Annotated in this window: 3 protein-coding genes; all 3 read left to right on the forward strand. The window is 66.6% G+C overall.

Going from position 1 to position 23,451, the window contains the following annotated elements; genetic code table 11:
* Positions 1–192 precede the first annotated feature (192 nt).
* Genes ACSAMW_RS01235 through ACSAMW_RS01245 form a run of 3 tightly spaced genes read left to right on the forward strand, consistent with a single transcriptional unit; the run spans position 193 to position 23,446 of the window.
* On the forward strand, positions 193–10,029 hold the full coding sequence (locus ACSAMW_RS01235) for a non-ribosomal peptide synthetase (protein ID WP_500592289.1): 9,837 nt from the start codon (positions 193–195) through the stop codon (positions 10,027–10,029).
* The gene (locus tag ACSAMW_RS01240; RefSeq protein ID WP_500592290.1) at positions 10,026–14,147 is read left to right on the forward strand and encodes a non-ribosomal peptide synthetase; all 4,122 of its coding nucleotides are present in this window, start codon (positions 10,026–10,028) and stop codon (positions 14,145–14,147) included. Before ACSAMW_RS01235 ends, ACSAMW_RS01240 begins: the two co-directional genes overlap by 4 nt.
* The gene (locus ACSAMW_RS01245) at positions 14,144–23,446 is read left to right on the forward strand and encodes a hybrid non-ribosomal peptide synthetase/type I polyketide synthase (RefSeq protein ID WP_500592291.1); all 9,303 of its coding nucleotides are present in this window, start codon (positions 14,144–14,146) and stop codon (positions 23,444–23,446) included. The genes ACSAMW_RS01240 and ACSAMW_RS01245 overlap by 4 nt, the downstream gene beginning before the upstream one ends.
* The last annotated feature ends 5 nt before the right edge of the window (positions 23,447–23,451 follow it).

The raw sequence follows: 23,451 nt of genomic DNA on the forward strand, positions 1-23,451 counted from the left end.
CAATGTTCCCCGCGCACTTCAACGATCCCCAGGCCCACGCACGTCCCCAACCACCTTCCTACCCCCGCGCAGGTCTTGTACCGGCCGCATCGTCGCCTTGACACCCCTTTGCCGCTTGCCAAGCGGCACCCCCTGAAGCACTGCCCCGATACGCCTAACAACAAACAACAATTGTTCTAGACGGGATACGCCATGCTCGACCGTTTTTCCTCGCGTGGGACATTGCTGTCCCGCACAGACACGCTCGCCCCTGAATCCACTGACCACGCCTCGACAGGCACACTGACCACCTGGCGTGAACGGCTTGCACGGGCGCCGGTGGTGCTGAGCCTGCCCACGGATCACCCTCGGCCTGCTCAGCAAACCCGCAAGCGTGCAACCCTGGCGTTTACCGTGGAAGCGGCGCTGTGCTTGGGGCTGGAACAGCTTAGTCAGCGGCAGGGCGTCACACTGGGGGTTACCTTGCTGGCGGCCTGGGGCGCATTGCTGGCGCGCTTGGCGGGGCAAACCGAGGTAGTGATAGCCACTGAGCCCAACGGTGAAAACCATACCCTTGCAGTGCCGCTGTCAGTGGCGGGCGATCCGCAGGGGCCTGCGGTGGCTCAAATGCTGGCCCAGACGCGCGAGGCCGTTGCCCAGGCCGATCAACACCAGCGCCTACCCTTCGATCAATGGGTCGGTGCGCTGGGCATCGCCCTTAGCCCAGCGTATGCCCCCCTAGCCCAGGCCGGTTTCCAATGGCGTGAGTCGGGCGGCACAGGTGTGGAGGAAGCGCTGGGGGGCCTGGACCTGAACCTGGCGGTGTCAGACGTTCACGCGGGCCTTGATTGCCAGTTGCGGTACAACCCAGCGCTGTTCACGCCGGCTACGGTAGAGCGCTTCGCGGGCTATTGGCGCACGCTATTGGCGGGCATGGTTGCCGAGCCGGACCGTTCAGTGATGGCGCTGACGCTACTCGACAACGCCGAGTATCAACAACGGGTGTATGCCGCCAATGCCCGGCAGTTGCCCTTTGACGCGCACCTGTGCCTCCATGGGTTATTCGAAGCCCAGGCGGCGCGCCAGCCCGACGCGGTGGCCGCGCGCTTCGGCGAGCAGGTGTTGAGCTACGGGGTGCTCAATGCGCAGGCCAACCGGCTGGCCCATTACCTGCGCAGCCTGGGTGTAGGGCCAGACACCCGTGTGGGGCTGTGCCTGGAGCGGTCCCTGGACATGCTGGTAGGGCTGTTGGCCGTGCTCAAGGCAGGGGGCGCCTATGTACCCTTGGACCCCACCTACCCACAAGCGCGGCTGGCCCACATGCTGGCCGACAGTGCCGCGCCCGTGGTGCTGACCCAGCGCGCTGTCCGCCGCCCTCTAGAGAGCGCCTTGACGGTCGCCGAACTGGCGCCCTCAGTGCTTGAGCTGGGCGACACGCACCTGTGGGCAGGCCAGGCCACCACCAATCCCGACCCCCAGGCCGTGGGGCTGACGTCGCGCCATTTGGCCTATCTGATCTACACCTCCGGCTCCACCGGCACTCCCAAAGGGGTAATGGTGGAGCATCAGGGCCTGGTGGCAGTCAGCGCGGCCTGGGCCGAGCTATACCCCTTGGCCCAGCCGCTTAACCACCTGCAGATGGCAGGCTTTTCCTTCGATGTGTTCAGTGCCGACGTGATCCGTTCACTGTGCTTTGGCGGCACCTTGGTCATGTGCCCGGCCGCGACGCTGCTGGACCCAGCCGCCTTGTACCAGCTGCTGGTGACCCAGCGCATCGGCTTTGCGGACTTCGTGCCTGCCGTGCTTAACCCCTTGCTGGCCTGGCTGGAAGACAGCGGCCATGACCTGGCCTTCATGCGCACCCTGGTGTGCGGTTCGGATGTCTGGACGGCCCATAGCGCTGCCCGCCTGCGCCGGCTGTGCAGCCCCCAGGCGCAGATCGTGCAGGCCTATGGCGTAACCGAAGCCAGCATTGACAGTGCCTGCTACGAGGTGGGCCCCGCGGGGAGTGACGAGGGCGTGCTGCCCATCGGCCAGGCACTGCCCAATACCCGGCTCTATGTTCTGGATGCCCTGGGGGCCCCTGTACCCACCGGGGTCACGGGCGAGCTGTACATCGGTGGCGTGGGTGTGGCACGGGGTTACCTCAACCTCCCGGCTCTCACGGCCGAGCGCTTTGTCGACAACCCCTTTGTGCCTGGTGAGCGCCTCTACCGCAGCGGTGACCTGACCCGCTACCGTACCGATGGCAACCTGGAGTTTCTGGGCCGAAATGACTTTCAGGCCAAGCTGCGGGGGCTTCGCCTGGAGCTGGGCGACATTGAGGCTCAGCTGGCCCAGTTGCCCGGCATCGCCCAATGCCTGGTGCTGCTGCGCGAGGACATACCGGGTGAGCAGCGCCTGGTGGCCTACTACCGTGAGCGCGTAGGTGCTAGCTTGACCCCAGGCAGCCTGCGCCAGCAGCTGGCGGCTCAGTTGCCGGGTTACATGGTGCCAGCAGCCTATGTTGGCCTGGCGGCCATGCCTTTGACGGCCAACGGCAAGCTGGATCGCACGGCCTTGCCTGTGCCGAATGCAGAGGCGTTCGAACAACGGGCGTATGCCGCGCCTGAAGGCGAGCTGGAAACGGCCTTGGCGGCCATCTGGGCTGAGGTGCTAGGCACGGATCGCGTAGGCCGGGACGACCATTTCTTCGACCTGGGCGGCCACTCGCTGCTGGTGATGCGCGTGCTGGCCCATGTGCGGCAGCACCTGCACGCGCAGGTGTCCCCAGCGGCCTTGTTCACCGCACCCACCTTGCAGGCGTTCGCCCAGCACGTGGCTGAGGGGCTGAACGCTGTGCAGGCGGATACCTCCACCACGGCTGCGATCCCCCGTATCGACGCCCAAGGCCCCCAACCCTTGTCCTCTGCCCAGGAGCGGCTGTGGTTCCTGGCTCAGTTGCAGGGTGGGAATGCGGCGTACCACATGCCGCTGAACTTGCGGTTACGAGGCACCCTGCACCAATCAGCCTTGGAGGCGGCGTTCGGGCAGTTAATCGCCCGCCATGAGGCCCTGCGCACACGCTTTATCGCGATCGAAGGGGAAGGGCGCCAGTGTGTCGAGCCGGCAGCCGGGTTCACGTTACCGCTGCTCGACCTGAGCGAACAGGCCGACGCCCCGGCGCAGTTGCAGGCGCACATGGCCGAGCACACGGATGCGCCGTTCGACCTGGCCCAGGGGCCGTTGCTTCGTGCCTGCCTGGTACGGCTGGCGGCTGACGAACACGTGCTGTTGCTGACCCAGCATCACATCATCTCCGATGGCTGGTCGGTGGGTGTGCTCACACGGGAGCTGGGCCTGCTCTACGAAGCCGCCCTGCAGGGGCGTGAGGCTGGCTTGCCACCGCTGCCCCTGCGGTATGTGGATTACGCCGCCTGGCAACGGCATTGGCTCACCGGCAGCGAGCTTGAGCGACAGGTGGCGTACTGGCGCCAGGCGTTGGCCGGCGCACCGGTGCTGCTGGACCTGCCCACCGACCATAAGCGCCCCCCGGCCCAGAATTTCCAGGGCGGCTTCGTGCCGTTGGTTTTGGACCGGGCGCTGACCGCGCAGCTCAAGGCCCTGTGCAAGGCTCAGGGCGTCACCTTGTTCATGGCGCTGCTGGCAGGGTGGTCGCTGGTGCTGGCGCGGCTGTCTGGCCAGGCCGACGTGGTGATCGGTGTGCCCTCGGCCAACCGCACGCAACCTGAGCTAGAGGGGCTGCTGGGGTTCTTTGTGAACACCCTGGGCCTGCGCATGACGCATGAGGGCACACCCTCTGTCCGTGAATGGCTGCACCAGGCGCGGCGGGTGGCGCTGGAAGCCCAGGCCCATCAGGCGCTGCCCTTCGAGCAGGTGGTGGAAGCGCTCAACCCACCGCGCAGCCTGGCCCATAGCCCTGTGTTCCAGGTGCTGTTCGCCTGGGAGCAGGATCAAGGCCCAGACCTGGCCCTGACGGGGCTGGAGGTCACCCCGGTGGCCACAGAACACCGGGTGGCCAAGTTCGACCTGCAGCTAGCGCTGAGCGAACGCGATGGGCAGATTACCGGGGGCCTTGAGTACGCCTCCAGCCTGTTCGAGCCCGCTACCGTTGTGCGCTTTGGCGACTGCCTCACCCGCGTGCTGGCACAGATGGTCGAGGACGCCCAGCGACCTGTGTCTGCTCTGGACCTGCTCGGTGCCGAGCAGCGGCGCCAGGTGCTGTACGGGTGGAACGCTACCGAGGCGAAACTTGGTCACAGCTGCCTGGCCACCTTTGAGGCCGTGGCCGAGCAGGCCCCCGATGCAGTGGCGTTGATCGCAGGCCAGGCGCAGTGGCGCTATGGGGAGCTGGACCGTGCCGCCAACCGCCTGGCTCATCAGTTGGTGACCTTAGGCGTCGGCCCTGAACAGTGCGTGGGCATCAGCCTGGAGCGCTCGCCGGCCATGGTGATCGGGGTGCTGGCCATTCTCAAGGCGGGTGGCGCCTACGTGCCGTTCGACCCTGCTTACCCCCGTGACCGCCTGGCTTTCATGTTCAGCGACGCGGCACCCAAGGTGGTGCTGACCCAGGCCAGCCTGTGCGACCTGTTGCCCATCGATAACGTCAGCGCCTCGGTTCAGGTGCTGTGCCTGGACCGTGATGCGAGTGCCTGGGCCCATCAGCCCGCCAGCCGCCCTGAGGTGACCGTTGGGCCAGCCCACCTGGGGTATGTGCTCTACACCTCCGGCTCCACCGGCCAACCCAAAGGCGTGGCCCACACCCGTGCCGCGCTGGATAACCTCATTGCCTGGCAACTGAGCCAGGCGCCTACGCTACCGCCCCGGCGCGTCTTGCAGTTTGCGTCGCTGAACTTCGACGTGTCCTTCCAGGAAATTTTCAGCACCTTGTGCCAGGGCAGCACCTTGGTGCTGATGACTGAAGCCAGCCGCAAGGACCTGGCCGCACTGCCCGCCACCTTGGTCAGCGAAGGCGTGGAACGGGCCTTTTTGCCGTTCGCCGTGCTGCAACAACTGGCCGCGCTGGGCGACACCTTCGCGCCGGCAGCAGGGTGCGAGGTCATCACTGCAGGCGAAGCCCTTCAGGTCAACGAAGGGTTGCGCGCCTTTGTGCGTGGCTTGGGCGGCCGCTTCCTGCATAACCAATACGGGCCTACTGAAACCCACGTGGTGAGCCAGTTCAGCCTGGCGTGCGAAGCGGCTGACAGCTGGCCCGAGTCACCCCCCATTGGCCGGCCCATCGCCAATGCGCGCTTGTACGTGCTTGATACTCGACTGGAGCCGGTGCCCGTCGGGGTGGCCGGTGAGCTGTACATCGGCGGTGCCTGCCTGGCGCGGGGCTACCTTAACCGGCCTGAGCTGACGGCCGAGCGTTTCCTGCCCGATCCGTTCAGCCACACCCCCGGCGCCCGGATGTACCGCAGTGGCGACCTGGCACGGTGGCGGGCCGACGGCAACGTGCAGTACCTGGGCCGCGTAGACCATCAAGTGAAGGTACGGGGCTTTCGTGTGGAGCTGGGCGAGATCGAAAGCCTGCTGCAACGCCAGCCAGGGGTGCGTGAAGCAGCCGTACTGCTGCGTGAAGATGTACCCGGCGACCCGCGCCTGGTGGCCTACGTGGTGGGAGACGTGGAAGGGCACACCTTGCGTGCCGCACTGGCGCAGCACCTGCCTGAGCCCATGCTGCCCAGCGCCTGGGTGTTCCTGGCGCAGTTGCCACTGACTGGCAACGGCAAGGTGGATCGCCATGCGCTTCAAGCGCCGGAGCGTGCGGCCGGGGCCGACTATGTGGCCCCCATCAATGAGTGCGAACAGCAGATGGCGCAGATCTGGGCCGACGTGCTCAAGCGCGAGCGGGTAGGCCGGGAAGACCATTTCTTCGAGCTGGGCGGGCACTCGTTGCTGGCCACGCGCATGGTCTACGCCATCAACCAGCGCCTGGGCGGGCAGGTGGCCCTGAGCGACCTGTTCGAAGCCCCGGTCCTCAAGGACCTGGCCGCCCGCGTGGCCGCGCGCCCCGCGGGTGACGCCCACCTGGAGGCGACGTTCGAGCTGGTGCCGGACCCCCACAACCGCCATGCGCCATTCCCCCTGACCGATATCCAGCAGGCCTACTGGTTCGGGCGCGAAGCCAGCGTGGGCCTAGGTGGGGTAAGCGCCCATGGTTATGAAGAACTGCGCATGCCCGGCCTTGACCTGGACCGGTTCGAACGCGCGTTGAACCGGATGATCCAGCGCCACGACATGCTGCGTGTGGTGTTTCGCAGCGACGGCACCCAACAGGTGCTGGCCGACGTGCCTGAGTACCGCCTGCCACGCCATGACCTGCGCGGGCTGCCCACCGAGGTGGCGCATCAGGCCCTGGAGGCCACGCGCCAGCGCCAGTCGCACCAAGTGCTGGACGCCAGCTGCTGGCCCCTGTTCGAGTTTGCCGTCACGCTGCTCGATGACGGCATCACCCACCTGCACATCAGCCTGGACGCGCTGATTGTGGACGCCGCCAGCACCCAGATTCTGGCCCGTGAACTGATAGCATTCTATGCCGATCCGTCCTGCGCGCTGGTGCCGCCGGGCTTGACCTTCCGCGACTACGTGCTGGCCGAGCAGCACCTGCGCCAAGGCCCTCGCTACGAGCGCGCCCTGGCGTACTGGCGGGAGCGTGCTGCCACCCTGGCGCCCGCGCCTGAGCTGCCCCAGGTACGGCAGCCCGAAAGCTTGACGAACCCGCATTTCACGCGGCGCGACCGTGAGCTATCGGCGGCCCAGTGGTCGCAGCTCAAAGCGGTGGCCAAGCAGTTCGCGGTCACCCCGTCGGTGATGCTGCTCACGGCGTTCAGCCAGGTGCTGGCGCTGTGGAGCCGGCAGCCGCGCTTTACCCTCAGCCTGCCCTTGTTCAACCGCCTGCCGCTGCACGCGGACGTGGACGCGATCATCGGCGACTTCACGTCCGTGGCCTTGCTGGAAGTCGCCATCGACGGCACGGCCAGCTTCAGCGACAACGCCCGGAGTGTTCAGGCGCGGTTGTGGCAAGCCATGGACCATGCGGTGGTGAGCGGGGTAAAGGTGCTGCGCGAGCTGTCCCAGGCCCGTGGTGTGCAACAAAGCGCATTGCCGGTGGTGTTTAACAGCACCTTGTCCGAGGCCGCTCCGGAACTGGCCGAATTCAACCTGGCAGACGCCCTGAACGCGACCCCCGTCCACAGCATCACCCAAACCCCCCAGGTGTGGTTGGACCATACCTTGCTGGAACTGGAAGGGCGCTTGCTGTTCAACTGGGACAGCATCGACGAACTCTTCCCACACGGCCTGATGGACGCGATGTTCGGCGCCTACAACCAGGTGCTCGATCAACTGGCCGATCCGACCAACTGGTTGGCCAGCACGCCCCATCTGTTGCCGGTGGCACGGCTGCCAGAGCCTGAAGCACTACCAGCTGCCGGCCCGTTGATGCATGACCTGTTCGAGCAACAGGCTCTGCGCACGCCTGAAGCGCTGGCAGTGGCAGACCCTCTGCGGTCATTGACCTATGGCCAGTTGCGCCAGGAGGCCCGGCACCTGGGGGCCCGCTTGCAGGCTGCAGGTGTGGCACCAGGTGAGCGGGTGGCCGTGACCATGGTACGGGGGTGGGAACAGGTCGCAGGCACACTGGGAATTCTCTATGCCGGTGCCGCCTACCTGCCGCTGGACCCTACGTTGCCGGCCCAACGCAAGCACCAGATCTGCGAGCGGGCTGGCGTACGGTGGGTGGTGACGCAACCGTGGTTACTCGACGAGCGGGACGGGTTGGAGGCGGTGTCATTCATGGCCGTCACGCCGCTGAGTGGGGGCCATGACGACGTTCAAGGGCCGGCCTTGCAGCCGGTCTGCCTGCCGCCGGAGGCCTTGGCCTATGTGATCTACACCTCGGGCTCCACTGGCCAGCCCAAAGGCGTGGCCATCGACCACCGGGGCGCAGTCAATACCCTGCTGGACATCAACCGGCGGTTTGCCGTGGGGCCTACGGACCGTGTGCTGGCCATTTCCTCTCTCAGCTTTGACCTGTCGGTGTATGACTTTTTCGGCACCCTGGCAACCGGTGCGGCCGTGGTGGTGCTAGACCCTCAACTGGCGCTGGACCCCGCCCATTGGCAGGCGTTGATTCAGCAGCACGGGGTGACACTGTGGAACTCGGTGCCCGCCCTGTTCGGCATGTGGCTGGAGTACCTGGAAAGCCAGGGCGCTACGCCGCCGCCCAGCCTGCGCCTAGTGATGATGTCCGGTGACTGGATTCCCCTGACCTTGCCACCGCGCGCCTGGGCCCTGAACCCTCAATGGCAGCTGATCAGCCTAGGTGGCGCCACTGAGGCGTCGATCTGGTCCATCTATTACCCCATCCAGCGCATGGACCCCACTTGGCGCAGCATCCCCTATGGCAAGGCCTTGGACCATCAGCGCTTCTACGTGCTGGACGATGCCCTACAGGCCCGGCCAGCCTGGGTGCCGGGGCAGCTGTATATCGGGGGTGTCGGCCTGGCACAAGGGTACTGGCAAGACGAGGCGCTCAGCGCGGCCAGTTTCTTCCCCCACCCATTGACCGGGGAGCGCCTGTACCGCACTGGTGACCTGGGGCGCCTGCTGCCCGATGGCAACATCGAGTTCCTGGGCCGCGAGGACAACCAGGTGAAGGTGCAGGGGTACCGCATTGAATTGGGCGAGATCGAAGCCGTGCTCAACCGCCACCCTGGTGTGGACAGCGCGGTAATAAGGGTGCTGGGCCAGGCCCTGGAAGAAAAACGCCTGGCCGGTTATGTGCTCAGGGCCGACCCGTTGTTGCAGGCTGCGGACCTGACCCAGTACCTGCGGGCCACACTGGCCCCCTACATGGTGCCGCGCGTGTTCACATTCGTGGAGGCCTGGCCCCTGTCGGCCAACGGCAAGGTAGACAAGAAGTGCCTGCCTGAACCGGCCGCGGCGGCGTTCGAGGCTGAGCTGGGCGGTACTGTGCTGGTCGTGGAGGGCGAGGACGAGCAGCAACTGGTGGCTATTGTGCAGTCGGTGCTCAAGCAAGCCGCTATTGCAGCGGATGCCAACCTGCTCAGCCTGGGCGCCACCTCCATCGACATCGTGCGCATCAGCAACGCCCTGTCCAGCGCGTTGGGGTTCCGGCCTCACGTGGCCCAACTGCTGGCCCAACCCACCCTGCACCACCTGCTGGCGCTGTACCGGTCACGTCCCCAACAGGAGGTTGCCGGTGGGGCTACGCCGCCAGCCTTGCCCATCGTCGACACCGTGATCGAAGACCCTCAACAGCGTGCCGCCTTCAAGGCAGAGCAGTGCGGCCGACGCCGGTTCGAGGGTGGCCTGGAGGGAATAGCCTTGGGGTTGCCCGCCACGGCGGACTTCGCTCAGCGTTACAGCCACTACCGGTCCGTGCGCCAGTACGCACAACAGCCCGTAGCCCCCCAGGCGTTGGCCGGGCTGCTGGCGCCGCTGGCCCAAGGCCGCCTGAACGAGGCAGTGAAGTACCAGTTCCCGTCTGCCGGTGGGCTGTACCCCTTACAGACGTACCTGTACTTCAAGCCGGGGCAGGTGGAAGGCTTCGAAGGCGGTGCGTACTACTACGACCCGTGCGGCCATCGCCTGGTGGCCTTGAACCCCAGCACCCTGGACCCCGACGTGTACGACTATTTCGTCAACCGCCCGGTGTACGACGGTGCGGCCTTTGCCCTGTTCCTAATCGCTGACATGGCCGCGATCAGCCCGCTGTATGGCGCACGCAGCCGTGACTTCTGCCATATCGAGGCAGGGGCCATGACCCAGTTGCTCATCATGGCCGCGGCCGACCAGGGCTTGGGGCTGTGCGGTATCGGTAGCCTGGAGGAGGGCAGCTTGGCGCCGCTGTTCGCCCTAAGCCCCAGCCACCAGTTGATCTACTCGATGGTGGGGGGCGTGCGCGGCACCGAGGCGCCAACGTCAACCCAGATAGAAACCTTCATGTCATCCACCCCAACCACAACGCCGGCCCCGACCCTGCCCAGCGACGACAGCGAGATGGAGGAGATCGAGCTATGAACCCCACGCAATTGCTGGAACGTTTTGCCCAACACGGCGCTACCTTGCAGGTGGACGGTGACACCTTGCGCTGCAAGGCCCCCAAAGGCTTTCTGGACGATGCCACCCGCGCCTTGCTCAAAACCCACAAGGCTGCCCTGATGGCGTTGCTCACCGCTCAGCATGAGCACGTGATTACGCCCCGTGAAGGGCCAGGGCCTTACCCGCTGTCATTCTCACAACGGCAGTTATGGTTTCTGGACAGGCTGGAGCCGGGCAACCCGTTCTATAACGTGCCCACCGCTGTGAAGCTCGAAGGCGCACTGGACGCGCCGTTGCTGGCCCGTGCCCTCAACACCTTGGTGAGCCGGCACGAAAGCCTGCGCACCACGTTCCAGGCGGTGGGCGGGGAACCCTGCCAAGTGGTGCACGCGCATTTGCCATTGGCCATGCCCGTGATCGACCTGCGCGCGCTGCCCCCGGCCGAACGAGAGCAGGCGGTGGCACGCCGGGTCAGCCAGGCAGCCAAGGCGCCGTTTGACCTGGCCACCGGGCCGCTGTTACGCGCCTCACTGCTGTGGCTGGCGGACGCTCAGTACCTGTGGCTGTACACGGTTCACCACATCATTGCCGATGGCTGGTCCATGGGCCTGCTGTTGCAGGAAACCGCTCAGGTGTACAGCGCCCTGGCCGCGGGCACCGCACCTCAGCTGCCACCCTTGCCGGTGCAGTACGCCGACTATGCCACCTGGCAGCAGCAACGGCTGTGTGGCCCAATGCTGGAACAGCACCTGGCGTACTGGCGCCAGGCCCTGGCCGACGCGCCCGCGCTGTCCACGGTGCCCAGTGACCGCCCGCGGCCACAAGTGCAGGGGTACGCTGGCGCCACCTTCAGCAGCCGCCTGAGCCCCAGCTTGCTGCGCGACCTCAATGCCCTGGCCTTTAACACCCAAGGCACCCTGTTCACCGTGTTGATGGGGGCATTGGCGGTGCTGCTGTGGCGGTACAGCGGCCAGGCCGACCTGTGCATCGGCACGCCTTTTGCCAACCGTGGCCGTGCCGAACTGGAGCCGCTGATCGGGCATTTCGTCAATACCCTGGTGATTCGCCAGCGCCTGACGCCGGAGCAAGCCTTTACCGAGGCGCTGCGTGCCTTGCGCCAGCAGATGCTGGAGGTGCACAGCCACCAGGAAGTGCCCTTGGAACGGGTGGTGGAAGCGGTCAACCCACCGCGGGACCCAGGCTACTCGCCGCTGTTCCAAGTGATGATGGTGCTGCAGAACACCCCAGGTGGGGACGTGACGTTGCCGGGGGTGCACATGGCACCTCACCTCACCGGTAGCGCCACGGCCAAATTTGATTTGGCCTTCGAGTGGTCCCTGCGTGACGGCGGCCTCAACCTGCTGGTGGAGTACAACACCGACCTGTACGACGCCACCACGGTCGAGCGGTTGGCTGGGCACTATGGCCAGTTGTTGGCCGACATCGTGGCCGACCCCAAAAGGCCCATAGGGGCGCTCTCGGTGCTATCGCCCGCCGAACGCGAGCAGATCCTGGTGGGCTGGAACCACACCACGCCTTTGTCGCAGCCCGCCGGTTTGGTGCACCGCCTGGTCGAAACCCAGGCCGCCCGAGTGCCTGCGGCCATCGCGGTGCAGTATGACGGCCAGGCCCTCAGCTATGAGGCACTGAATACACAAGCCAACCGACTGGCCCGTTACCTCACAACATTAGGCGTTGGCCCAGACGTGCGCGTGGCCGTGTGCATCGAACGGTCACTGGCCTTGCCCGTGGCGTTGCTGGCGGTACTCAAGGCGGGCGGGGCCTATGTGCCTCTGGACCCGGACTACCCGGCGGCCCGCCTGCGCCACATGCTCACGGACAGTGCTCCAGCGGTGGTGTTGACCCTGGGCAGCGCCGAGCCGGTGCTGAACGCGGCCCTGGAGGGAGCAGGCGTTACCGCGCCGGTACTGCACCTGGTTCGGGACGCGGCCGCCTGGGCCGAGCTGCCTTGCCATGACCTAGACCCCAGCGAAGCCCCGGTCAGCCCCGATCACCTGGTGTATGTGATCTACACCTCTGGCACCACCGGCGTGCCCAAGGGCGTGATGGTGGCCCACCGTGGCCTGAGCAACCTGTTGCTGTGGTGCCTGCGCCAGTGCGGCGAAGCCGGCGCCATGCTGCACAAGATCCCCTTCGGCTTCGATGCCTCCGCCTGGGAAACCTTCTGGCCCCTGGCTACCGGCGGCCGCCTGGTGATCGCCCGCCCTGGCGGCCATATGGAGCCGGCCTACCTGGCCAACACGGCATGCGAACACGACGTGACCACAATGGTGTTCGTGCCGGCCATGTTGCAGCTGTTTCTGGAGGAGCCCGAGGTCAGCCACTGCACGGCACTGCGCAACGTATTCAGCGGCGGGGGTGAACTGTCTCCGGCGCTGGCGCGGCGGTTCCGCGAACGGCTGCCCCAGGCGCGATTGCACAATGTGTATGGGCCCACCGAAACCACGGTCATCAACAGCGTGTGGACACTGGAACCCGGCGCACCAGTCCCCGCCTGGCAGGTGCCTATTGGCCGGCCCATTCCCAACAACCGTTTCTACGTACTGGATGAGCAGGGTGCGCCCCTGCCACCGGGCGTTGCAGGTCACCTGCACATTGGCGGGGTCGGGGTGGCCCGGGGTTACCTGGGGTTGGCGCAACTGACCGCCGAGCGGTTTATCGACAACCCCTTTGTACCGGGTGACCGTTTGTACCGCAGCGGTGACTTGGCCCGTTACCAGCCAGACGGGCAACTGGTGTTCCTGGGCCGTAACGACTTCCAGGTCAAGCTGCGAGGTGTGCGCCTGGAGCTGGGTGAAATCGAAGCGCGCCTGGAAGCCTTCCCAGGCGTTCGTGCAGCGGTGGTGCTGATGCTGGGGGAGACGGCCATGGACCAGCGCCTGGTGGCCTGCTGCGCCACCCCAACCGCCGTAGACCCGGCGGCGGTTCAGGCGCACCTGGCGCTCACCCTGCCCATGGCTGTGCTGCCTCAGCGTTACCTGTGGCTGGACACCTTGCCGCTGACGGCCAACGGCAAGGTCGACCGCAGCGCCCTGGCGGTGCTGGCCGAAGATGACCTGGCCAACCGCCCGGTCAACCTGGCCAGCCCCCGGGACCATGTGGAGCTCACCCTCTATGGCATCTGGCGCGACCTGCTGCTGGCGCCGCAGATCAGTATTGGCGATAACTTCTTCAGCGTAGGAGGCACCTCCATCGCCGCCATCAAGATGGCCCACCAGATGGCTGAAACATTTGGTGTGGACGTGCCAGTGCGGGTGGTGTTCAGCCATCCCACCATCGAAGCCTTGGGCGGGTGGCTGCGCACGGGCGCCCGCTTGCCTGCGGTACAGAGCAACCTGATCGAATTCCGGGCCGCTACCGAAGCCCCCTCGGTGGTGTGCATTCACCCCGCGGGCGGCACCGCGTTCTGCTACCTGTCGTTGGCCAAGGTGCTGCCTGCTCACACTGGGGTGTATGGCGTGCAAGCCCCTGGCCTCAACCCCGGCGAGGCTGCCGAACCTACCGTTGAGGCCATGGCTGAGGCTTATCTGCGCCTGATCGAGCCGCTGCTGCACCGCCCCTTGGTGCTGACCGGTCTGTCATTCGGCGGGCTGGTGGCCTATGAAATGGCACGGCGGCTGGAGGCGGCAGGCCATGCCCACGTCAGCCTCGTGCTCCTGGACACACGGGGGTCGGACGACCCTGGGTTCCGCGAACAGATCGGCACTGTGGACATGGCCGAGTTTCGGGACAAGCTGGTGCGCTTTAACGGGATGTACCCCGGTATCGAAGATGCCCAGATCGAGCGTTATTTCCAGCTCTACAACCATAACCGCCTGGCCATGGCCGCCTACCCATGCCAGCCCCAGGCCGGGCGGATAGTGCTGATACAGGCCAAGGAAGATTTCAGTCGCGTGCAGCTCAAAGCGCTGCGCGGCTTCTGGCGCCGGCGTGCCCGCACCTACGTGGCCAAGCTGGTCAATGGCGGCCACTGGGACATGCTCGAAAGCACCGAAATCCAGCGGGTATCCACGATCGTCGGCGCCGAGCTGCACCGCCTGGCGGCCCTCCAGACTCAGCCCCAGGAGGCCTTATGACAGGCTTGTACGCTGCACCTTCATGCCCGCACGTTAACCTGCTGGCACGTTTCGCTGAGCAGGTCCGGCACCAGCCCGACGCCCTGGCGGTGATCGACCCGGCAGGTAACCTTACCTATGGCCAGCTGGCCCAAAGCAGCGACCGTATTGCCCGCAGCCTTCAAGCGCAGGGCGTGACCCGTGGCCAGGCCATTGCCTTGGCACTGCCGCGGAGTTGGCAATGGGTAGCCGCCATTCTAGGGGCCCTCAAGGCGGGCGCGACGGTGGTACCGCTGGACGCCGCCAGCCCTCTGGAGCGCCGTGAACGGATGCTGGCCGATGCGGCCTGTATCGGGTTGCTCGGCCTTGACGAGGTACCCACCGAGCCCTTGCCGCCGGGCGTCTGGTACTTGGGCATGGACGCCTTGCTGGACGCGTCGGCGCACCCGCCTGTGCCGGTGCCCGAAGGGTTTGCCGAGGTAATGTTCCTGTTCTACACCTCCGGCAGCACCGGCACGCCCAAGGCCGTGGAGGTGGGCGAGCGTGGCCTGCTTCGGCTCGCCGCCCCAGCAGGGTATATCCAGATCAACCCGGGCGACCGTTTCGCCAGCGTGTCCAACCCTGCTTTCGATGCGTGCAGCTTCGAGCTGTGGGCGCCGCTGCTCAATGGCGGCGCGTGCGTGATCATCCCCGAACAGGCCCTGCTGGACGCCCATGGCCTGGCCGACACCCTGAACGCCCACGGCGTGGACACCTTGTTTGTGACGGTTGCACTGTTCAATACCCTCACGGCTGAGTGGCCGGGTTGTTTTGCGGGCCAGCGCCAGGTGCTGATCGGGGGCGAGCAGGTCAGCGCCGCCGCCGTCAAGGCGTGGTACGCGGCCAACCCTCAGAGCACGTGCCAGCTGTTCAATGCCTATGGCCCTACCGAATGCACCACCTTTGCCCTGTGCTACCCCATCCCCCGTGCATTTGACGGCGACACGGTGCCTATCGGCTGGCCGCTACCTGAGACGGGGCTGCAGGTGCTGGATACCCACGGGCAGCCCGTGGCGCCGGGTGAGGCAGGCGAGCTGTACCTGTCAGGCAGCGGCGTTGCCCGCGGCTACCGCTTGCGCCCAGAGGAAACAGCCCGTGCCTTTGTTGAACGGGCAACCCCTGGGAGGGGTGCCGAGCGGCTTTACCGCACCGGCGATCAGGTGCGTATGGGCGACGACGGTGCCGTCCATTATGTGGGCCGGCTGGACCGCCAAGTGAAAGTACGCGGGTTCCGTATCGAACCGGGGGAAATCGAGCAGTGCCTGGAGGCTTGCCCTGGGGTAGCCCAAGCGTATGTGTGCACCCAGCGCCAGGCGGCCGAGGACCACCACGTGCTGGCCTTTGTGGTGCCCGCTGATGAAACATTGGCCTACGCTGGGTTTACCGCCCACGTGCGTGCGCATCTGGCGCCCTATATGCGGCCTCACCGGGTGTACAAGCTGGCGAGCCTGCCCTTGACCGCCAATGGCAAGGTGGACCGTAACGCCCTGCTGGCACACGCCGCAATGCCCTGGCACGAACCCACGGACGCGTCGGGCCAGGCGGCGGCTCCACTGGACTTGACTCATCCGCTTGGCTGGTTGCTTGACCAGGCACAGCAGCGCCTGTCACAGCCCGCCTTGGGGGCTGAGGACGACTGGCTGGGCAGCGGCGGGGACTCGCTCAGCGCCTTGCGCCTGCGCTCAGCCATTCGCGATCGCTGGGAGCGGGACCTGCCCATCACAGCCCTGCTGAGCGAACCCTTCGCCGCCTTGGCCGCTCGCCTGGCACCTCAGGCTGACACACAGGAAACGGGCTACCCACCACCACCCGTGGCACAGGGCGCCACCCGAGCACCGGCCAGTGCCGAGCAACGCCGCCTGTGGTTGATCCAGCAGCGTTACCCCAGCGCTACGGCCTATCACGTGCCTTTGGCCTTGCGCCTGTGCGCCAACCTCGACCTGATAGCGCTGGAACAGGCCCTGAACCTGCTGGTGCAGGCCCAGCCCGCGCTGCGTACGTATTTTGTGCAAGGTGAGGAGGGGCTCGACCAAGTGGTGGCCGAGCAGGGCGCCCTGTGTCAGCGCTTGGAAACCGGGCGCTTCACCGAGGGCAACTGGCCTGCCTTTGCCGAGCTGGTCTTCAGCACCCCCTTTGATTTGGCTGAGCCGGCCCTGTTCCAGGCCTACCTGTTGCCCGTGGCCGAAGGTCGCCCTGTGCTGCTGTTGCACGTGCACCACATCGTTGTGGATGGCTGGTCCATGAACCTGCTGTTCGAGGCGCTGGCAGGCCTGTACAGGCAAATGCTAGCTGGCCGTGCGCCAACTGCCATGCCAACCCTTGGCACTCTGGAATTTGCCCAGTGGCAACAGCGCTGGCAGGCCACCGAGGCTTATCAGACGCAGCGTCAGGCCTTGGTTCAGTGGCAACGGCGGCAACCGGCACCTTCGCCTGCCTTGATACCCCTGCAAGGCGACGGCCCTACGGCGGTGCTGCTGCGCCAGCCAGTGGGGGCGTCACGCAGCGCCGCGCTGGAAGGGTTCTGTGCCCGCCACCGCATGACCCGCTACGAAGTGCTGCTGGCCGTGTTTGCGTGGAGCCTCTACGCCGTGGCCGGTACCCGGCGCCCACGTGTGGCCAGCCCCGTGGCGAACCGGCCGTTGGCCGCATTCGAACCTGTGGTCGGCATGCTGGCCAATACCGTGCTGGTGCCCCATGACCTGGACCCTGAGCTGGCCTTGATCGAGCAGTTGCGCCGCGGCGTCGCCACGTCGCGCCAAGTGATGGCCTTGCAGGACGTGATGCTGGGGGACCTGGTCGAGGACCTGGCCGGTGACACCCGGGCGGGCGCCAGCGAGCCGCTGTTCGACTTCATGTTCGTAATGGAAAACACCGACTACGCCGCCTTGGACGCGGGCGGTGCCAGCCTTGGTGCTACCCTCGCATTTCCCGCTGCGCTGCATGCCAAGTGCCCGCTGACGCTCACGGTGGTCGGGCAGGGCACTCACCTGGAAAGCTGGTGGGAGTACCAGTGCAGCTACTTCGATGCCGCGCAGGTGCAGGCCTTGGACGCCCAGTTACACCACGGGCTGGACCAGTTGCTGCGCGCGCCCCATAGCCGCCTGGGCGACCTGATAGACCCGTACCGCCGAGGGCTGCCCGCGGCCAGCGAAGGCAAGGCGCAGGCCGCCCCCTTCAACAACGTGGCCGATTGGTTTGCCTACCAGGCCCAGGCCACCCCGGGTGCGCTGGCCGTCGTCAGCCGTACCAAGCAAGTCACCTACGCCGCGCTTGACGATTTGGCAGACACCTTGGCTGGGCGACTACTTCGCCAATGTCCACTGCCAACCGAGACCGACGCACCTGCCCACGTGCTGGTGCTGCTGGAAGCGTCCCTGGAACATGTGGTCACGCTGTTGGCCCTGGCCCGGCTCAACCTGACGGCCGTGCCTCTGGACCCGGCCTACCCGGTGGCCGCCCAGCGGCAGGTGCTGGCCCAGGCGCAGCCTTGTTGCGTGTTGTATAGCGCCACCACGGAGGCCGCCTTGGCCGCCCTGGGCTCCGTGCCCTGCCCATGCCTGCCCGTGGACCTGAGCGCCCCGGCCGAAGCGTTCCAGCGATCGGGTGAGGGTGCCACGCGGCCCCTGTATACCCTGTTCACCTCCGGCTCCACCGGCACCCCAAAAGGGGTGCAAGTAGCCCACCACACCCTGTGCAACCTGTTGCACTGGCAGCGGGGCGAAGGCGGGCTGGGTGCCGCAGCGGCCACCTTGCAGTTCTCCATGCTCTCGTTCGACGTGTCGTTCCAGGAGGTGTTCAGCACCCTGTGCGGCGGCGGGTGTTACCACCTCATCACCCCGCGCTGGCGGCAAGACGCCGAAGCGTTGCTGGCGTACCTGGTAGAGGCCCGTATCGAGCGCCTCTTCCTGCCGTGCGTGGCCTTGCAGCACCTGGCCCAGACCGCCGTGAGGCGTGGCGTCTATCCCACTGCCTTGCGTGAGGTCATCACGGCGGGCGAGCAACTGCTGTGCAACGAGCCGCTGCGCATGTGGTTCAGCGGCTTGCCACAGGCCAGCCTGTTCAACCATTACGGCCCCACGGAAACCCATGTGATCAGCGCCTGGCGCCTGACCGGCCCAGCCGGTGACTGGCCCCTGCGCGCGCCCATCGGGCAGGCCGTGGCTAACGCACGCCTGGTCCTGGTGGATGCCCAGGACCGCCTTGTGCCACCCGGGCGGCGTGGGCATTTGCTGGTTTCAGGGCCCATGGTGTCCGCCTGTTATCTGAACGCCCCTGACCTCAACGCCAGCCGTTTTGTGAAGCGGGCGGGGCCCGACGGGGCGGATACCCTGTACTACCGCACCGGCGACCTGGCCTGGGCCGATGCCCACGGGTGCTTGCACTACGTGGGCCGCGATGATCAGCAAATCAAGCTCAGTGGCCACCGCCTGGAACTGGGGCAGGTGGAAGCCGCGCTGATGCACGCCCCAGGCGTGGCCAATGCTGTGGTGGCCTTGCAGGGCGAACCGGCCCGGCTCACGGCCTACCTACAAGTGGAGGAAGGCGCTACCACAGCACAGGCGCTGGACCTTCATGTGGCTCGGCACCTGCCGGCCCAGGTGCGTATCGATCAGTACCGGCGCTTGGCGCACTGGCCTCGCACGCCCAGCGGTAAGGTGGACCGCAAGGCCTTGGCAGGGCTGGGTGAGGTAATGGCACACGACCCGGCCCAAGGCCGCGTTGCCTCGCCGTCCACGAACGCCACAGCCTTGGAACAACAGTTGATCGCGCTGTTCCAGGACGTGGTAGGCCGTGAGATCGGCCTGCACGAGACCTTCTTCGAAGCCGGTGCCACCAGCCTCGGCTTGATGCGCCTGCAAGCGCGCTGCAACCAAGTGCTGCCAACGCCTGTGGCCATGGCCGACCTGTTCGAACACGTGACCATACGGCGCCTGGCCACCCACCTGAGCGCCGCCCAGGCGCCCGGCCTGGCAGCGCAAGCCCCTACCGCGCCGAGCGGTCTTGGCGCGCAAGCGCTGGCCATTATCGGCATGGCGGTTAACGTGGCCGGTGCGCCAAACCTGGCCGCGTTCTGGGACATGGTGCGCTCGGGTACGCTGGGTATCGAGCACTTCACCGCCCCTGAGGGCTATGTGGGTGCCCGCAGTCAACTGGACGGAATGTTGGCCTTCGACCCTGAGTACTTTGGCATCAGCCGCCAGGAAGCCCGGTTGATGGACCCTCAGCAGCGGCACCTGCTCATGGCCTGCGTGCAGGCCTTGGAACACGCCGGTATGGTACCAGGGGAGCCGCAGCGCATCGGCCTGATCGCCAGCGGCGGCGAAGCCACCTACTTCCAGCAGATGCTGAAGCAGGCCGGCCCCGGGGATTTGCCCGATGGTTTCCAGATGGCCCTGCACCACGACAAGGACTACCTGGCCACCAAGGCTGCCTACCACTTGGGCCTGACCGGGCCGGCCATGAGCGTACAGGCGGCCTGCGGCGGTTCCCTGATCGCGACGCATCTGGCCAGCGCGCTCCTGCGCCAGGGCGATGCCGATGTGATGCTGGCCGCCGGGGTGCTGATCGACCCCACGCTGGTAGACGGCTACCGTTATCGCCCTCAGCATATTTTCTCCAAGGATGGGCTGTGTCGGCCGTTCAGCGAAGACGCCAGCGGCACCATCGGCGCCAGCGGCTACGGGGTGGTGGTGCTCAAGCCACTGGCCCAGGCCCAGGCTGACGGAGACCGGGTGTACGGTGTGCTGGAAGCCACTGCACTGAACAACGATGGGCACGGCAAGATGAGCTACACCGCCCCCTCCGTGGCCGGCCAGCGCGGGGTGATCCGCGAGGCGCTGCACCGTGCGGGTGTGAGCGGTGCTGATATTGGCTATGTAGAAGCCCACGGCACCGGCACTTTATTGGGCGACCCCGTAGAGGTGGCGGCGCTGCGTTCAGCTTTCGGCGAGGCACCGGTGGGTCACTGCGCCCTGGCGTCCGTGAAAAGCCAGATCGGCCACCTGGGGGCGGCGGCCGGCGTGGTGGGGCTGATCCGCGCCACGCTGGCTGTGTATCACGGCCTGATACCGCCCAACCTGGGGTTCTCGCGGCTCAACCCCCAGGTGGACATGGACGGTTCGCCGTTTTACGTGCCGACTGAGGCACGGGCGTGGGCAGGTAGCCAGCGGCGCTTGGCGGGTGTGAGCAGCTTTGGCATTGGCGGCACCAACGCCCATGCCATTGTGGGCCAGCCGCCTAAGACGACTTCCATGGTCGCCACTCCGGCCGTGGTGCCTTGCCTGGTGGTGTCAGCTCATAGCCGCACCGCCTTGCTGCGCGACCTTGAGGCGTTAAAAGCCTATGTACAGACCCACCCGGAGTGCCAAGGCGCGCTGATGCAGTACCTGCAGAAGGGCCGACCTGCCCAGCGCTGGCGTGTGGCGGTCGAGCACCTGCCAGGGCACGCCTGGCCTCAGCTCACGGACCTGATCGAGGTGTCGCCCACGGGCACACGGGTGAACAGCACCGACCTCACACCCGCCGAACTGGTCACCGCCTGGTACGCCGGGGCGAGCATCCAGTGGCCAGGGCATGCGGCGCCACCGCCCTGGGACCTGCCACCGTCAAGCTTTGACCTGGAGGTCTACCGCTTCAAGGCATCGGCCGCGTCCGAGCCGGACGAGCTTGTGTCAACGGATGACGCACCCGACCGGTTACCCCTGTCGGCCTGGTTCTACCAGCGCCAGTGGCAACGGGTGTGTCGCCTGGCTCCCCAGGCCCCTGAAGGCCGGCGACCGCTGTTGGTAGTATGCGCTGCTGAACCCCTGGCGCCTTCGCTCAGGGGTGAGCTACAGACGGTGTATCAACGTGTGGTGCAGGCCTGCCCTGGCGCTACCTTCGAGGCGGTTGACGCCGATGACTATCGCTTCGATCCCGCGAACCCCCAGGCGGTGACTGAGCTGCTCGATGCCCTGGCGCTGACGCCCGGTACCCCTCTGGACTGGCTGCATGCCTTGCCCATGAGTGTGACCGGCAAGGTCGGCGAACACACACTGGCCGCTGCTCAGTGGGCCTGCCTGGATACGCCCAGCGCACTGCTTCAAGGCTGGGGCCAGCAGGCTCGGCAAGCCCACCTGCGCCTGTGGTTCATGTCCTGGCAGGCTTGCCCGGTGGACGGGCAGGTCGCTCGGCCTGAGCTGGCCGCCCTGGCGGGCCCCAACGAAGTGATCCCCCAGGAATACCCGGTACGCTGCCACTGGGTGGACTGGCCCACCGAGCACCTCGCAGACCACGGCCCGGTACTGGCCACGCTGCTGTCCGCCCCTGAATCACGGCCGCGGCGCATGGCAGTGCGCAACGGTTACCTGTGGCAGCCACGCCTGGTGCCTAGCCCCTTGCCTGCCGGTGCGCCTTCTGCCCACGCGTTGCCTCAAGCGGGCACCTTCCTGGTGCTCGGTGGCAGTGGAGGTATTGGTACCAGCTTGTGCCAGTACCTGCTTCGCGAGCCCGGCCGGCGCGTGATCCTGCTGTCCCGTGAGGGCCAGGTTCCGGCGGCTCTGGTGTGTCATGGGCCGCGCGTAGAGGCGTTGAAGGCTGACCTGGGCGACCTTGCATGCTGGCCTCAGGTGCTGGACACCCTGGGGCAGCGTGAGGAAACCCTGGCTGCCGTGATCCATGCGGCGGGCGTGGGCGCAGGCAGCCTTATCCGCCTGCGGGACCCGGTGCATATGGGCAATGCCATGGCCGCCAAGACACACGGTGTGCTGGCCGTGGAGGCTTTGATTGCACGGTGTGCGCCCCAGGCCGTGGTGTACTGCTCGTCCATGTCCGCGCTGTGGGGTGGGGTGGGGCACCTGGACTACGCCGCCACCAACGCGCTGCTCGATGGCTTCGCCCATTACCAGGCACCGGGGGATGCGGGCTGCCATCGGCTATGCATTGACTGGGACATCTGGCGCGAGGTGGGCATGGCCGTGGGCGCCAGCACTAGCGATGCCGCCCACCAGCAACACCTGGCGGTGGGGCTGTCGGTGCAAGAGGGGTGTGAGGTGTTCGAGCGGGCGATGGCGGCGGGGCTGCCCCAGGTGCTGGTGTCCACCACGGCCTTGGAGGTAGCACGGCGGTTCTACCCCTCGCGGCCGGTGTCCATGGCCGCACCGGCGCAGGCCGAGCAGGCACTACCCAGCGCTGCCAGCGATTCTGAGCCTTCACAGGGTAGCCAGGGCGACGCATTGGCGCTCCGGCTGCAGGGGTGCCTGTGCCAGTGGCTGGGTGTGGACGATTTGGCCGAGGGCGCCAACCTGTACGAGCTAGGGGCGGATTCGCTGACGTTGCTGGACCTGATAGATGAACTTCAGAGCGCCACGGGGGAAACGTTCCAGCTGTCCCAGTTCAGCCCCCAAGTCAGCCTAGGTGAAGTGCTAGCGCTGGTCGCAGCCGCCCATGGTCAGGTGACGCCCACCGCACAGGAGGGCTGGGACCACGCGGTACTGCTCGACCCTTGGCAGGCCGGCGATGGCCGACAGTGGCTGTACCTGGTGCACCCGGTAGGCGGTGATGTGCAGGCCTACCGGGAGCTGGTAGCCAACCTGGACCCTGCCCTTGGCGTCTGTGTGATCGCCGACCCGGCGCTGCGCCTGCCCGAGCTGCCCGCGATCAGCCTAGAAGAACGGGCGCGGGTTTACTTGTCCGCCATCCAGGCCCGCCATCCGCAGGGGGCCACCTGGCAGGTGGCAGGGTGGTCCTTCGGTGCCTGGGTGGCCCAGGCGCTGTGTGCCCAAGCGGCCGAAGCAGGTTTCACGCCATCGTGCCTGTACCTGATCGACCCGCCCGCACCGGATGCCGGTAAGGAACTAGCCGCCATCGACGAGCACAGCATCGCCCAGGTGTTCCAGCGCGAGTTCGCACTGCGCTGGCCGGGCACGGGCGAGGGCACCTTGCCCGCGGACCTGCAGGCGTACCTGGCGCGGCTAACCCAGTGCTGCCGCAACAACATTGCCAGCATGGCAGGCTTCGTGCCGCCACGGCTGGCGACCACGCCGGTGCAGGTGTTCATGGCCTCTCAACCCAACCCCTATGGCATCGGTACGGCGTGGGCGCCGGAGGCACTCAAGGGCGCCTGGCAGGCACTGCTGCCGCGCCTCGAGGGCTGGCAGCCCATGGACACCGACCACTACGGCATTGTGGCAGGCCCCTGGGTACAGCGCATCGCCCAGGCCATCAGCCGCCAGCACCCCGTCGACGTACCTGTTCAAGAACGCCCGTTTAGTGGCAACTCTATTTTCCATTCCCACAGGTAAGCCAC

The organism is Pseudomonas sp. AB39(2026) (assembly GCF_059831485.1).

Coding starts and splice junctions, on each gene's coding strand:
- ACSAMW_RS01235 (WP_500592289.1), top strand. CDS start 193: ATGCTCGACCGTTTTTCCTCGCGTGGGACATTGCTGTCCCGCACAGAC.
- ACSAMW_RS01240 (WP_500592290.1), top strand. CDS start 10,026: ATGAACCCCACGCAATTGCTGGAACGTTTTGCCCAACACGGCGCTACC.
- ACSAMW_RS01245 (WP_500592291.1), top strand. CDS start 14,144: ATGACAGGCTTGTACGCTGCACCTTCATGCCCGCACGTTAACCTGCTG.